General features: G+C 70.6%; 14 protein-coding genes. 2 read left to right on the forward strand and 12 right to left on the reverse strand.

Features of this window, described 5'->3' with window-relative positions; translation table 11 throughout:
• Position 1: 1 nt before the first annotated feature.
• On the reverse strand, positions 2-652 hold the full coding sequence (locus B7K24_RS08070) for a metalloregulator ArsR/SmtB family transcription factor (protein WP_084129818.1): 651 nt from the start codon (positions 650-652) through the stop codon (positions 2-4).
• 243 nt (positions 653-895) lie between these two features.
• On the opposite strand from B7K24_RS08070, the gene B7K24_RS08075 reads away from it, so the two are divergent.
• Both B7K24_RS08075 and ilvA read left to right on the forward strand, forming a co-directional pair.
• A complete protein-coding gene (locus B7K24_RS08075; RefSeq protein WP_159449189.1) occupies positions 896-1,819 on the forward strand; it encodes a heme A synthase in 924 nt (307 codons plus the stop codon).
• A complete protein-coding gene (gene ilvA / locus B7K24_RS08080) occupies positions 1,816-3,048 on the forward strand; it encodes a threonine ammonia-lyase (RefSeq protein ID WP_084129820.1) in 1,233 nt (410 codons plus the stop codon). Before B7K24_RS08075 ends, ilvA begins: the two co-directional genes overlap by 4 nt.
• Here ilvA and B7K24_RS08085 read toward each other — a convergent pair.
• From B7K24_RS08085 to B7K24_RS08130, 11 genes are all read right to left on the reverse strand, one after another.
• Positions 3,038-3,571: a hypothetical protein gene (locus tag B7K24_RS08085; RefSeq protein WP_084129821.1), complete on the reverse strand. Its 534-nt coding sequence runs from the start codon at positions 3,569-3,571 to the stop codon at positions 3,038-3,040. The genes ilvA and B7K24_RS08085 overlap by 11 nt on opposite strands.
• A gap of 10 nt (positions 3,572-3,581) precedes the next feature.
• Complete coding sequence (locus B7K24_RS08090) at positions 3,582-4,223, reverse strand: NUDIX hydrolase (protein WP_084129822.1); 642 nt, start codon at positions 4,221-4,223, stop codon at positions 3,582-3,584.
• 6 nt (positions 4,224-4,229) lie between these two features.
• Positions 4,230-5,918, reverse strand: coding sequence for a CTP synthase (locus tag B7K24_RS08095; protein ID WP_084129823.1), 1,689 nt, complete (start codon positions 5,916-5,918; stop codon positions 4,230-4,232).
• 53 nt (positions 5,919-5,971) lie between these two features.
• On the reverse strand, positions 5,972-6,910 hold the full coding sequence (locus B7K24_RS08100) for a copper transporter (RefSeq protein ID WP_084129824.1): 939 nt from the start codon (positions 6,908-6,910) through the stop codon (positions 5,972-5,974).
• Complete coding sequence (steA, locus tag B7K24_RS08105) at positions 6,895-8,046, reverse strand: putative cytokinetic ring protein SteA (protein ID WP_084129825.1); 1,152 nt, start codon at positions 8,044-8,046, stop codon at positions 6,895-6,897. Before steA ends, B7K24_RS08100 begins: the two co-directional genes overlap by 16 nt.
• A gap of 4 nt (positions 8,047-8,050) precedes the next feature.
• Positions 8,051-9,742: a DNA repair protein RecN gene (recN, locus tag B7K24_RS08110; protein ID WP_084129826.1), complete on the reverse strand. Its 1,692-nt coding sequence runs from the start codon at positions 9,740-9,742 to the stop codon at positions 8,051-8,053.
• A 1-nt stretch (position 9,743) separates the two neighbouring features.
• Entirely contained in the window at positions 9,744-10,688 is a 945-nt protein-coding gene (locus tag B7K24_RS08115) for an NAD kinase (protein WP_084129827.1), read from the reverse strand.
• Positions 10,685-11,515 (reverse strand): TlyA family RNA methyltransferase, encoded by an 831-nt coding sequence (locus B7K24_RS08120; RefSeq protein WP_084129828.1) that lies wholly within the window; start codon positions 11,513-11,515, stop codon positions 10,685-10,687. Before B7K24_RS08120 ends, B7K24_RS08115 begins: the two co-directional genes overlap by 4 nt.
• On the reverse strand, positions 11,516-11,686 hold the full coding sequence (locus tag B7K24_RS13455; protein ID WP_159449190.1) for a hypothetical protein: 171 nt from the start codon (positions 11,684-11,686) through the stop codon (positions 11,516-11,518).
• A 2-nt stretch (positions 11,687-11,688) separates the two neighbouring features.
• Positions 11,689-12,696, reverse strand: a complete 1,008-nt coding sequence (locus tag B7K24_RS08125) for an HAD-IIA family hydrolase (protein ID WP_084129829.1) — start codon at positions 12,694-12,696, stop codon at positions 11,689-11,691.
• Positions 12,693-13,720, reverse strand: a 1,028-nt coding sequence (locus B7K24_RS08130) for a hypothetical protein (RefSeq protein ID WP_234986628.1), incomplete at its 5' end; no start/stop codon positions are given. The genes B7K24_RS08130 and B7K24_RS08125, both read right to left, overlap by 4 nt.

Genomic DNA, 13,720 nt, shown 5'->3' on the forward strand with positions numbered 1-13,720 from the left:
GTCATCCTTCCTTGGGTGCCGCAAGTGCGACGGGGATGGTCGTGGTGCACACGTGTGCTCCGCCTGCCAGGGTCGACAGGCGCTGGACGTGGACGTCGAGGACGCGGGAGAAGACGCGAGTTTCGGCCTCGCACCACTCGGGCGCCGACTCGGCGATGGATTGGACCGGGCAGTGGCCCTGGCACAGCTGAACGGTGTAGCCGCCGGGTCCGGGGCGCACCGAGGTGGCGTAGCCCTGATCGGCAAGCGCCGAGGCGAGGGCCTCCACACGCTCACCCATGGGCGCCTCAGACGGCACGGCATCCTTCACCGAGTTCTCCAGCTCGGCCAACTTGGCCTCGACGAACTCGTCGAGCTGGCCGTGCTCGCGCATGAAGGAGACGGCGTCCACCGCAACGGCGGAGTAAGCGGTCGTGAGTGAGCGCTGACCCTCCGTCGTGGCCACATACGACTTCGCGGGACGTCCGCGCCCACGCACGTGCGTGCCCGGCTGATCCTGTTCTGCGATAAGTCCGTCGTCGACGAGCGCGCCGAGGTGGCGGCGCACGCCCGCGGGCGTCACCCCGAGTTCCTCGGCGAGCCATGCCGCGGTGATGGGACCGGCCGAGGCGATGAGGCCAAGGACGCGGTCACGAGTGGTGTCAGATGCCACGACACTCTCCTTCCGCTGGGGGTGGGCAGAGCCCAGCCGTTTCAGGAAACATTGTTGTTGCTCAAATACTTCCGTGCAAGCAAGGGAAGCCTTACCTGAGTGTTGCGAAAATGGCCGATGCCGTGGCTGGCCAGACTCGCTCGGTCACCCTTTGAGGGACCGTCCTGGTACAACGCACAGCACGGGAGCCGACGTTCCCCAGGGAGGCCACGGCATCGGCCCCGCGCCAATTACGATGGAGCGGTGCTCAACCGCCTCCTTGCCGCCCTGCGGCGTGCCCTGACCGCCGTCCTGGACTGGATCACGCGCCACGCGCGCGGCTTCACCATCGCGAATATCTTCACGCAGGCCGGCATCATCGTCACCGGCGGCGTGGTGCGCCTCACCGGCTCGGGGCTGGGGTGCTCGACGTGGCCGCAGTGCGAGCCGGGAAGCTTCACCCCCGAGTTCCACCCCGAGCAGTGGTTCCACCCCGCCGTCGAGTTCGGCAACCGCACGCTCACCTTCGTGCTCGCGATCGTGGCGCTCGGCCTCGCGATCGGCGTGTGGCGCTCGCGTCCCGACCTCAAGTGGTGGGCGCTCGTCCCGGGCATCGGCATCATCCTGCAGGCCGTCGTCGGTGGCATTACCGTGCTGGTCGAACTGCACCCGCTCGTCGTCGCGCCGCACCTCCTGCTGTCGACCGCGCTCGTGTGGTTCTCGGTGTGGCTCGCCCTCGAATACCGCCGGGCGCCGCGCCGCGCCGGCCGCTCCGTCATCTGGCACCAGCGCGTGATCGCTCTCGACGTCGCCGTGGTCCTGTTCCTGGGCGCGCTGACCACTGGCGCCGGCCCGCACTCGGGCGACGCCGAGGCTACGGAGCGCCTCGCCCTTGACCCCGAACTCATCGCCCGCGCCCACGCCGCCTCCGTATGGCTCTTCATCGCCTTGTTCGCCGCGCTCGTGTGGCGCGTGCGCCGCGACCGTTCCGTCGGCGAGCGTGACGAGGTCCGCAAGGCCTGGGTGGCGCTCGCGGTCGTCACGCTCGCTCAAGGACTCATCGGCTACGTGCAGTACTTCACCGGTCTGCCGGAGGTCCTCGTCGCGCTCCACCTCGTCGGCCTCGGAGCCTTCGCCGCGGCGCATTCCGCGAGCCATTACCTCCTCAAGACGGATAGGCGCGCATGAACGATCACGAGGTCACCCTCGCCCACATCGAGGCCGCCGCTGCGGCCCTCACGGGTGTCGCCCAGCACACGCCCATCGACCACGCGTCCTACCTCAGCGACCTCACGGGCGTGCCGACGTACATGAAGCTGGAGAATCTCCAGCGCACCGGGTCGTTCAAGCTGCGCGGGGCGACCTACCGGCTGTCGAGGCTGTCGCCCGAGGAGCGCGCCCGCGGCGTCGTCGCGGCATCCGCAGGCAATCACGCGCAGGGTGTCGCCTTCGCCGCCAAGCAGCTCGGCATCGAGGCGACGATCTACATGCCTCTTGGCGCCCCCGTGCCCAAGCTCCTCGCAACCAAGGGCTACGGCGCCACCGTCATCACCGACGGTGCCACGGTCGACGACTGCCTCGAACTCGCCCTCGCGCACGCCGAGCGCACCGGCGCCGTCATGATTCACCCGTTCGACCATGCCGACGTCATCGCCGGCCAGGGCACCATCGGCCTCGAGATCATGGCCGACGTCCCCGCCGTGCAGACGGTGATAGTGCCGGTCGGCGGCGGCGGGCTCATCGCCGGGATCGCGGTCGCAATCAAGGAAACGGCCGCCGCCCAGGGACGCCAGGTGCGCGTCATCGGGGTGCAGGCCTCCGCCTCCGCCTCCTACCCGGCCTCCCTCACTGCTGGCCACCCGGTCGCCGTCGCGCGTGGCGCGACGATCGCCGACGGCATCGCCGTGGCCCGCCCGGGAGCCCATACGTTCCCGCTCATCCGCGACCTGGTCGACGAATTCGTCACCGTAGACGAGGACGACATTGCGCGCGCCGTGCTGACCATCCTCGAGCGCACCAAGCTGGTGGTCGAGCCCGCCGGCGCCGTCGCGGTCGCGGCCATCCTCGCGGGCCTGGTGACGCCGACGGGCCCGACCGTCGCCCTGCTCTCGGGCGGCAACATCGACCCGCTCCTGCTGCAGCGCATCGTCGGTCAGGGCCTCGTCGCCTCGGGGCGCTACATGACGCTGCGCATCCCGCTGCCGGACCGCCCCGGCCAGCTTGCACAGGTCAGCGACCTGCTGGCGCGCGTGGGCGCCAACGTCATCGAGGTGCTGCACACCCGCCACGACCTGGGGCTCACCGTCACCGACGTGGTGCTGCAGATCAGCGTCGAGACGCGCGGGCCCAACCACCAAGGCGAGGTGCTCGACGCACTGCGTGAGGCGGGTTTCTCCCCCGACGTCGTCAGTTCGTGACGTCGCGACCGCTCGCGGCGTCCCTGGCCTCCTGAGCGATGGCCGCGCGTGTCTGTGCGGCATCGGCCATACCGATAACGAGCGTGTGGACGCTGACCGCTCTTACCACCTGAAAGCGGGCGGCGACCGGGGCGGCGAGGGTGAGACGTACGGCCTCGCCCTCCGGGTCGAGGATCAGCGACAGCACACCGTCGGCCACCGCGATGCCCTGCTCGGGCACGGCGGCTCCCGCCACGACGGCGACGTCGACAATGTCGGACAGCGGCACATCCGTGCGCGCAAGCCAACCGAAGCGGACCCTCAGCATCGGTCCACGGACGCGGACCCGTGACCACAGGGGCGACGCGATGGCGAGACAAACCCCGGCCGTCACGGCGCCGAGCGCGAGGTCGATCGCCGGCGCCACGCCGGGGACGAACCGCACCGCGATGAGATGCACCACGAGGGCCTCGAGTGCACCCACGGCGACAATGGCTCCCGTAAGGCCCGCCCAGGCGCCGCGGCTCCCGAGACGTCCGGTCACGATGTGCAGATCACGGCGTGCGGGTGAGGCGCGTCGCCTCCGGACGCTGCCACGGCGCATCGGCCGGACGCAGCGACGCGAAGCCGTCGCGTGAGGCGCGGTCGGCGGCCAAGAGCCCCGCGACGGCCGACGACGCGTGGACGCGACCGTCGAGGACGGCCTGGACGGCATCGGCCAACGGCACCCACGCCCCGACCATGTCGGCCTCCTCGTCCTCGCGCGTGTGACGCTCGTCCTCGGGGACGGGAGCGAGGTCGCGAGCGAGGAAGACTCGCACCGACTCGGAGCTGCCGCCTCCCGACGGGTAATAGTCCACGAGGGTGTGCCACGTGGCGGCGGTGAGGTCGGCCTCCTCGTGCAGCTCGCGCGCGGCGGCATCGACGGGGCTCTCCCCCGCCATGTCGAGCAGGCCGGCGGGCGGCTCCCAGCACTCGGCGCCCACCGGGTGGCGGTACTGACGCACCAGGTAGACGCGGCCATCGTTGTCGAGAGCGACGATGACTACCGCGCCCGTGTGACGCACATAGTCGCGTGTGACGACGCGGTCGCCGCCCAGGTCGACCTCGTCGCTCGCGACGTCCCAGACCTTGCCGGCGAACCGCTCGTGCGTGGCGGCGACGCGGCGAGGCCCGGGGACGTCGGCGAGTGACATGCAGACTTACGCCGTCGCGACCGGGGCCGGGGCCTCGGCGCCGCGCTGGCGCTCGAGGGCCGCGCCCACGAGGCCCGCGAAAAGCGGGTGGGCCTTGGTCGGGCGCGACAGGAACTCGGGGTGAGCCTGCGTGGAGATGTAGTACGGGTGCACATCGCGAGGCAGCTCGACGAACTCGACCAGCTCGCGGTCGGGCGACTCGCCCGAGACCACCAGGCCGGCCTCCTCCAGCTGCGCGCGGTACTTGTTGTTGACCTCGTAGCGGTGACGGTGACGCTCGCCCACGGTGGTCGCGCCGTAGGTGTCGGCCGCCACGGAGCCCTCCTTGAGCACCGCCTGGTACTCGCCCAGACGCATGGTGCCACCCAGGTCTCCCTGACCGTCCACGATCGCGAGCTGCTCCTCCATCGTCGCAACGACGGGGTGCGGGGTGTTCGGGTCGAACTCGGAACTCGAGGCGCCCTCGAGGCCCACCACGTTGCGGGCGTACTCCATCACCATGGTCTGGAGCCCGAGGCAGATGCCGAGCGTGGGGACCTTGTTCTCGCGCGCCCAGCGCAGGGCGCCGATCTTGCCGTCGACGCCGCGCACACCGAAGCCACCGGGCACCAGCACGGCGTCCACGCCACCCAGGGCGCGCTCGGCGTCCTCGGGGCTCTGGCACGTGTCGGAGGCGACCCAACGCAGCTTGACGCGCGTCTTGTGGTGGAAGCCGCCGGCGCGCAGCGCCTCGGACACCGACAGGTAGGCGTCGGGCAGGTCGATGTACTTGCCGACGAGCGCGACCTCGACCTCGTCCTTGGGCTTGTGCACGCGGGTGAGCAGGTCGTCCCACGCGCCCCACTCGACATCGTGGAACGGCAGGTTCAGGCGGCGCACCACGTAGGCGTCGAGACCCTCGGAGTGCAGCACCTTGGGGATGTCGTAGATCGACGGCGCGTCCACGGCATTGACGACGGCCTCGGGCTCGACGTCACACATGAGTGCCACCTTCGCCTTGACCGACGCGGGCACCTCGCGGTCCGAGCGCAGCACGAGCGCGTCGGGCTGGATACCGATCGACCGCAGCGCGGCCACGGAGTGCTGGGTGGGCTTGGTCTTCTGCTCGCCCGAGGGGCCGATGTACGGCACGAGCGAGATGTGCAGGAAGAACACGTGGTCGCGACCCACATCGTGGCGCACCTGGCGCGCGGCCTCCAGGAACGGCTGCGACTCGATGTCGCCGACGGTGCCGCCCACCTCGGTGATGATGACGTCGCAGTCGGGGCCGGCCTGATCGCGCATGCGGCGCTTGATCTCGTCGGTGATGTGCGGGATGACCTGGACGGTGTCTCCCAGGTACTCGCCGCGGCGTTCCTTCGCGATGACCTGCGAGTACACCTGGCCAGTCGTCACGTTCGACGAGGCGCCCAGCTGGACGTCGAGGAAGCGCTCGTAGTGGCCGATGTCGAGGTCCGTCTCCGCGCCGTCGTCGGTCACGAAGACCTCGCCGTGCTGGAACGGGTTCATAGTGCCCGGGTCCACATTGAGATACGGGTCGAGCTTCTGCATCGTGACGCGGAGGCCGCGTGAGCGCAGAAGGCGGCCCAGCGACGAAGCGCTGAGGCCCTTACCGAGAGACGAGACGACGCCTCCGGTGACGAAGATGTGCCGTGTGACGTGGTCCGTGCCGGACGAGATTCGAGTTCGCTCCACGGGCTTCAACTCTAACACCGAACGGACCCCGCGCGCGCCCCGACACCCCCCCACTACGGCAGCATGCGCCGCCCGTCGCCCGGTCCGAAGCCGGCCACCTCTCCCCCAATGTTCTGCGCGAGCGCGAGCGGTGTGGTGATGCGCCCGTAATAGTCGAGCCCCGTGACCACCGTCGTCACCAGGGCCGATGCGGTGGGCGAGTTTTGTACGGCGCTCGGCACGTCGCCGTCGGCGTCGATACCGGAGGAGACGACGACGCCCTGTGCGTACTCGGCGAGCACCCCGGACAGATCCGCGTAGGCGGCCGATGCCGTCGAGACGTCGTCGGCGTTGTCGCCCGGTCCCGCGGCCATGACGACGGCATCGACGTCGCCCGCCACGGTGCCCGAGACCATCTCGGCCTCCGTGAGCAGTTCCATCAGCAGGCGCGCGCGCTCAGCGGAGTCCTCATCGTCGCCGGCCGCGGGGCCGGCTCCCGGCATGAGGGCCTGCGCCAGGGCGTGCGCGAGCACGGTGGTGGGAGCGGCGTCGGTGTCGACTCCGACGAGATCGGGGGCGAGCGTCGACGCGAGGGAGTTGCGGAAGGCGGCCTGATCGGGATCGGTCCACGCGGCGCCGATGGTGATCTCGCCGGCGATGGTGGATCCCGCCTGCACGAGTCGCTCGCTCATCGCGGTGACGTCGTCGTCGCGAGGCTGCGCGACCGTCAGGACGGCCGTGGACACCCCGTCGAGCGACCCCGGTAGCAGGGTTGCCGCGGACTCGTCCGCGAATTGCTCACCAGCGACGGCCTCGTCCCGCTGCGCCGCGAGATCGTCTCCCGCGACGGCGAGGTCGTCCTCGAGTTGAGCGATGCGCTCGTCCTGTTCGCCCACGAGCGCGGTGCGCAGGGGACCCGAGCCCATGACGATGCCGATCGCGAGGGCAAGGAACACCGCGGTCAGGGAGACCACGTGATAGCGGAAGTCCTTCATCATCAGCCCCCGATCCATGAGGTCAGGGCACTCCAGACGTCCTCGGCCCAGGCGCGTCCCCCCGGGGTCACCCAGATGGCGGCGCCGAGCGCGACGAACGCGGCCACGACGAGGGCGATCAGGGACCACGCGCTGAAGCGGTGGCGGTAGACCAGCGCGAGCGTCGTGGCGTCCACGAGCCGTCCGCCGGCAGCGAGGCGGGCGAGGAAGGTGCCCGCGGTGTCGCCCTGGGGCGACTCGAGGAAGTCCATGAGGCGCGCGTCGACGCCCACGGTGACGATCACCTCGGCGCCGCCGGCATGCGCCATGAGAATCGCCACGTCGACGGCGGCCAGCGTCGACTCCACACTGCTGTGGTCGATCCCGAGCGCCTCGGCACGCGCCACCCCGCCGTCGCCGCCGCGCGGCGCATGGACCACCGCGTGCTGCGCGGCGCGCAGCGCGCCCTCGCCCACGGCCTCGAGGTCTCCGACGACCACGGAGGCGGCCGGGCCTAGGTCGAGTGCGGCATCGGCCCCTTGCTCGACGGCGATGACCACGGGGCGGACGTCGCCCAGGTAGCGACGAATCTCCTTCAACTGTTCGCGATGGCGGTAGCCGGGAGCGACCACTACCACCTGACGGCCTGTAAGGTCCATGCCGATGTCCGGCAGCCCCTGGCCCTCGAGGAGCACGTCGCCCTCATGAAGCACCTGCTCCATCGCGTTCGCCGTGAACATCTGGAGCTGCACGCGCATGCCGTCGGCGGCGCCGCGCATCGCCTCGACGAGTCGGTCGGCGTCGAGGACATTTCCGGTAGCGACCACGCCGCCATCGACGGTGATCTGGCCACCGGCGATCGAGGCCGTCGCTCCATCCTTGATGTCCATCACGGCGGGACCGGCCGCGTCAATCAGCGGAATGCCTGCGTCCAGCAGGACGCGCGGACCTCCCGCGGGATAGCGGCCAGACAGGGACTCGCGGGCGTTGACGACGGCGGCGGGCCGCGCGGAGACCAGGGCCTCGGCGGAACGCTGATCGAGGTCCATGACGTCGACCACAGCGATGTCGCCCTTGCGCAGTTGACGCACGAGGGCGGTGACGGTGTGGTCCACGCGCACGGGTCCGACGATGGTGCCGTCGCTCGCGCCCGCCTTCGACACGGTGCGACTCATGGCCTCATCGTGCCACGCGCGACGCCTCCAACAGCTCAAGCGCGTGGGCGCGTGCGGTAGAAGAGTCCTCCTGGCCGGACAGCAGCCGCGCGATCTCCTCGACCCTGGCGTCGCCGTCGACCCTCGCGACCTGTGCCCGCGTGACAGCGCCGTCGGTGGTCTTCTGCACGACCACGTGGGTGTCCGCGAAGGATGCGACCTGAGCGAGGTGGGTGACCACCATCACCTGGTGGGTGCGCGCGAGTTCCGCGAGCCGGTTGCCCACCGCGATCGCCGCCTTGCCGCCCACGCCCGCATCGACCTCGTCGAAGACGAAGGTGCGCGGCACGTCGTCCCCCGCCGCCGCCAGCGACACTTCGATGGCGAGCATGATGCGTGACAGCTCACCGCCGGAGGCGGCCTCAGCGATGGGCCGGTGCGGCGCTCCAGGATGGGAGGCCAAGGTGAACGCCACAACGTCTGCGCCATGCGCCGCGGGCTCGGTGGGCGCGACCTCGATGCGCACCTTCGCGTCGGCCATGGCCAGGCGCTCCAGTTCGCCGTCCACGCTGGCGGCCAGTGCCGTCGCCACCGCGGCGCGGGAGGTGTGGAGGGCATCGGCCGCATCGTCGCGTGCGGCGCGTGCGCGCCGTTCGGCCTCCCGTCGGGCCTCGAGCGTCGCATCCCAGTCGTCGTCGGCGGCCACTAGCGGCCGTGCGTTGTCGGCGTATGCGAGCACGCCGTCAAGGTCCGGCACCCCCAGGCGCCGCATGAGCCCCGCCAGGTCGGAGCGGCGTCCGTGCACCTCATCGAGCCGGCCAGGATCCGCGTCCAGGCCGTCTAGATACGACGCGAGCTCGGTCGCGATGTCCGAGGCGCCGTAGGAGAAGTCGGCGAGGCGACGCTCGTACTCCGCGAGCCTGTCATCGTGACGAGCGGCGTCGGCGAGCGCGCGGCGTGCCGCCTCGATCGCGGCGACGACGGTCAGCTCCTGGTCGCCCGCGATGAGCTCGTGGGCGCCGGCGGCGCCCGTCCTCACCGCCTCGGCGTTCTCGAGCACGCGCACCTCGGCCTCGAGACGGCCGTCCTCGCCGGGCTCGGGAGCGAGGGCGTCGACGGCAGCAAGGTCGTCGCGCAGGCGTGCCACCTCGGCGCGCTCAGCCTGGGCCCCTTCCTCCATGCGAGAGAGGGCACCGGCCGCCTCGACCCAGGTGTGCCAGGCGTCGCGGTAGGCGTCGAGGACGGTCTGATGGCGCTGGCCGCCGTGAGCGTCGAGCGTGTCGCGCTGACGGGCGCTCGAGCGCAGTCGGACCTGGTCCGACTGACCGTGCACGGTCACCAGATCGCCGGCGATATCTGCCAGCAGCGCCTGCGGCACGGTGCGCCCGCCGACGACGGTGCGCGAACGCGTCGTGGCGCCCACAGTCCTCGCGACGATGACCGTGCCGTCGTCGTCGAGCCGCACGCCTGCATCGTCGAGCCTGGCGGCCGCGTCGGAGCCGGCGGGGATGTCCAGGACCGCCTCGGCAAGCGCCTCGTCGGCACCGGCGCGCACGGTCGCGGGCACCGATTTGGCCCCAAGGATCAGGCCGAGGCCCGTCAGCACCATCGTCTTGCCCGCGCCGGTTTCTCCGGTCACACAGGTCAGGCCCGGGCCCAGTTCGATGCGCGCGGACTCGATCACGCCCAGGTCGGCGATGCTCAGTTCATGCAGCACCTCAGCCGTCCTCCCCAGCGCCGTCGAACGGAGGCACGAGGTCCTGAAGGGCGTGCCGTGTGGCGAAGGCGTGGCCACCGATCTCGTGCCCGATGGGAGTGATCTGGCCGCGCTCGCCGCGCCATCCGTTCGTCGGAAGGCTGAACTTCTGCACGAGTCGCTCCGTGAACGGCGCGGCAGACATGCGCGCGAGTCGGACGATCTCCTCGCCCCGGCGCACCTCCAGGCGGCTTCCTGGGGGCATGGCGAGCGAACGCGCACCGTCGAGGACCACCTGGCCGTCGGCCTCCGAGGTAGCAACGACCTCAAGCGTGAACACGGAATCCGGGCCTACCACGAGAGGGCGCGCGAACAAGGCGTGTGCCGCGAGCGGCACCATGAGGAGAGCGTCGACATTGGGCCAGATGACGGGGCCGCCGGCCGAGAACGCGTGGGCGGTGGACCCGGTAGCCGTGGATATCACCACACCATCGCAGCCGAACGAGGACAGCGGCCTGGAGTCGACGGCCACCGCCACCTCAAGGGTGCGCAAGCGGTTGACGCGCTCGAGGGTTGCCTCATTGAGGGCCCATCCCGACTCACTCGAGCCGTCCGGCCGCGTCACGGTGGCGCTGAGGGTGCGTCGCTCCTCGATCGTGTAGTCGCCGCTGGCGAGTCGCTCGGCGGCGGCGACCACGTCGTCACGTTCCAGCTCCGCGAGGAAGCCGACGCGGCCCAGGTTCACGCCCAACAGAGGGATGCCGGTGCCGTGGGTGAGGTGGGCGGCGTGCAGCATCGTGCCGTCGCCGCCGAGCACGATGGCGGCCTCGACGTCGTGCGCCATCGTGGCCGTGAGGGACGTGCACACGGAGATGCCCGCGTCTTCGAGCGCACGCGCCACCTCGGCGCCCGCCTCAAGCGTCTGTGCTCGGTGCGGGTTCGAGACGATCAGGATCGTGCGGCTCATCCGGTCAGGGCCTCCTCGTCGATGCGGGCGGTGAGCGCGTCGCCGGTGAGGACCGGGCGACCGCGGCGGTCGGGGTGCTGTCCCCTAGCCTGCCATGCGCCCGAGCCCCAGATGAAGAACTCCACATTTCCCTCGGGACCGGGCAGTGCGCTACGCGCTACCTCGTGGATGACCAGGCCCGACGCCTCCATGGCCGCGGCAACGCCGGTGACGGCACGAGCGCGGTCACGCGGATCGGTCACCACGCCGCGCCCCGTGAGCGCGCGCCTGCCCAGCTCAAATTGTGGCTTGACCATGAGCAGAAAGTCCGCGTCGTCGGCGGCATAGTCGACGAGTGCGGGAATCACGATCGGCAGCGAGATGAACGACAGGTCAGAGACGACGAGGTCGACGCCCGCGCCCTCGTCCTCGCCGGTGAGGTAGCGGACGTTCAGTCCCTCGACGGCCGTCACACGCGGGTCGTCACGCACCGCCGCCGCGAGTTGGTCGTGACCGACGTCCACGGCGCGCACGTGATCGGCACCCCGTTCGAGCAGCACCTGCGTGAAGCCGCCCGTCGACGCACCCGCGTCAAGTGCTCGGCGGCCCGCGATGGTCAGTCCGGTAGGAGCGCACCGCTCGATCGCGCCGACCAACTTGTGAGCGGCCCTCGAGACGTACTTGGCGGCGTCGCCCACCACGGCGATGTCAGCGTCATGGTCCACGTCGAGCGACGGCTTAGTCGCGGCCCGGCCGTTGACGGTGACGGCGCCGGCCGCGATCAGCTCCTGCGCGTGCGAACGCGACCGAGCCAAGGCGCGCTCGGCGAGCGCGCGGTCCAGTCGCATCTACTGATCGTCGCGCAGGCGGTTGGACAGCGAGGTCTGAATCTTCTCGAAGAACTCGGCCTGCTGGTCGAGATCCCCGGGGAGTTCCGTGACAGCCTGCAGTGCGGCCTTCACCTCGGCGGGGTACTCGACCTCGCCCAGCGGCTCACGGTGCTCATTGATCTCGCCCATAGTCATGAGGCTACCGCGATGTCGGTGACGCCCTCAAGGTCCACGGCGACACCGGCATCGGCCGCCTCCCACGCCGCGGCGCAGGCCGCGCGCAAACGATCAAGCTCGTCATCGCCGGACACCTCGAGGCGTCCATCAGTGACGACGGCCGATGCGTCACGCACTACCCAGCGGTCACCCACCTTCGCGGGGGCGGGGTGCAGGTGGGCGAGGCAACCGAGGTCGCGGCCGATATACGCGGGACGCTGGTCGGGGGTGGCGAGGATCGCGTCCCGGCCGTCGTTAACTCCCGTGAGCACCAGCAGTCCGGGGATGCCAGCGGCATTGCCGCCCTTGAGGTCGGTGTCGAGACGGTCGCCGATGACCATGGGCCGCGACGCCTGAGCCTGTAGCGCCGCGAGGCGGAACATCTCCGGCTCGGGCTTTCCCGCGCTCGGGGGCTGCACGCCGGTCGCGGTGACGACCACGTTGACGAGTGCGCCGTTGCCGGGGGCGGTGCCACGGTGATTGGGGATGGTGAGATCACGATTGGAGGCGAAGAAGCGAGCGCCCGCAGTGATCGCGTACGAGGCCTCCGCGAAGTCATTCCACGACACGTCGGGGTGGAAGCCCTGCACCACCGCGTCGGGAGTGGGCTCGGCAGAATCGACGAGGGTCATACCGACCTCGGTGAGCGCCGTACGCAGGCCCTGGCCACCCACCACGAAAATCCGCGAGCCGGCGGGCAATTCCTCGGCGACCATCCGGGCGACTGCCTGAGCTGCGGTGAGCACCTCGTGCGTCGCGGTCGGCATGCCCAACTCCGTCAGGTGCTCAGCAACCGTGCCCGGTTCCCTGCTGGCGTTATTGGTGACGAAGACGATGCGCATGCCCGCCTCGCGCGCGGCCGCCAAACCTGCAGGGGCGGTGGGAATCGCGTGCGGCCCGCGATACGCCACGCCGTCGAGGTCGACGAGCGCGGCGTCGTGAGCCGTGAACAGCGGAACATCCGTGCCAAGCAGCCCGCTCATGCGCGCTCCTCGTCCGTGGCGGTCGCCCCTTCGCTATCCTTCGCCACGTCGTCGGTGGCATCGGATTGGTCGTCGGCATCGTCGGCGGACGCCGTGTCGCCGAATGCTTCGCCCTCGACGCCCTCACCGTCCTCGCCCTCCGCGACTTCATCGATCGGCTCGGGGAGCTCGGCGACGTCGTACAACGTGATCTCGTCGGCCCACGGGTCCTCCACGGGTGCGGCGACGGGAAGTGTCGCCTCGAGAGCGTCCGCCTCGTCTGCCCGACCGGCGGCGCGCAGCGCCTCCACGCGCGCGGCGTCGATGCGTGCTGTCACGGCAGGATCTTTGGTCTCGAGCCGGCCGAGCGCCACAAGTGCAGCCTCGGCGTCGCCCATATCCACGCGCGCCCCGGCAACCACGATCTCAAGTTCGAGTCGCGTCGCCGGGTCCAGCTGAGCTGCCTCGGGTTCACGCGCGAGCGCGATCGCGCGCTCGGGCCGACCCAAACCACGCTCGCAATCCGCCATCAACGCCAGGTGCTCGTGCGAGCCGTTCAGTCGACGAACAGTACGCAGTTCCCGCAGTGCCTCGGCGTACCGGCCGGTCGCGTAGGCGGTCAGCGCCGCGGCCTCACGCACCACGTCGACGCGACCGGCGCGCTGCGCCGCCACCTGTGCATGCTTGTAGGCGCGCTCAGGGTCAACGTCCATGAGGAAGCCCGCCATCACAAGGTGGCGACCGACGTCCTCGGCGTTGTCCTTGCTCAGCGTGCGCAGACGCGCACGGACCGTCCGGTCCAGCTGGCCGATCGAGATCTCCTCGGGGATCTCCGGCACCTCGATGGCGGGACGGCTCGCGCTGCGGTCGCCTCGACGCGAACCATCCTCGCGCTCGGTGCGGCGATCATCGCGGCGCACCGCATCACGCCGGAACCCGCCCTGCCGGTCGCCGTCACGACCATCGCGCTCGAACCGGCGGTAACCGCCGTCACGCTGGCCATCACGGGGCCCGCGGCTGTCACGGTTGCCCTGATAACCACCAG

Source organism: Demequina sp. NBRC 110055, from assembly GCF_002090135.1.
Taxonomy (GTDB): Bacteria; Actinomycetota; Actinomycetes; order Actinomycetales; family Demequinaceae; genus Demequina.

Coding starts and splice junctions, on each gene's coding strand:
- B7K24_RS08120 (WP_084129828.1), bottom strand. CDS start 11,515: ATGCGACTGGACCGCGCGCTCGCCGAGCGCGCCTTGGCTCGGTCGCGT.
- ilvA (WP_084129820.1), top strand. CDS start 1,816: ATGAACGATCACGAGGTCACCCTCGCCCACATCGAGGCCGCCGCTGCG.
- B7K24_RS08125 (WP_084129829.1), bottom strand. CDS start 12,696: ATGAGCGGGCTGCTTGGCACGGATGTTCCGCTGTTCACGGCTCACGAC.
- B7K24_RS13455 (WP_159449190.1), bottom strand. CDS start 11,686: ATGGGCGAGATCAATGAGCACCGTGAGCCGCTGGGCGAGGTCGAGTAC.
- B7K24_RS08100 (WP_084129824.1), bottom strand. CDS start 6,910: ATGGATCGGGGGCTGATGATGAAGGACTTCCGCTATCACGTGGTCTCC.
- B7K24_RS08115 (WP_084129827.1), bottom strand. CDS start 10,688: ATGAGCCGCACGATCCTGATCGTCTCGAACCCGCACCGAGCACAGACG.
- steA (WP_084129825.1), bottom strand. CDS start 8,046: ATGAGTCGCACCGTGTCGAAGGCGGGCGCGAGCGACGGCACCATCGTC.
- B7K24_RS08090 (WP_084129822.1), bottom strand. CDS start 4,223: ATGTCACTCGCCGACGTCCCCGGGCCTCGCCGCGTCGCCGCCACGCAC.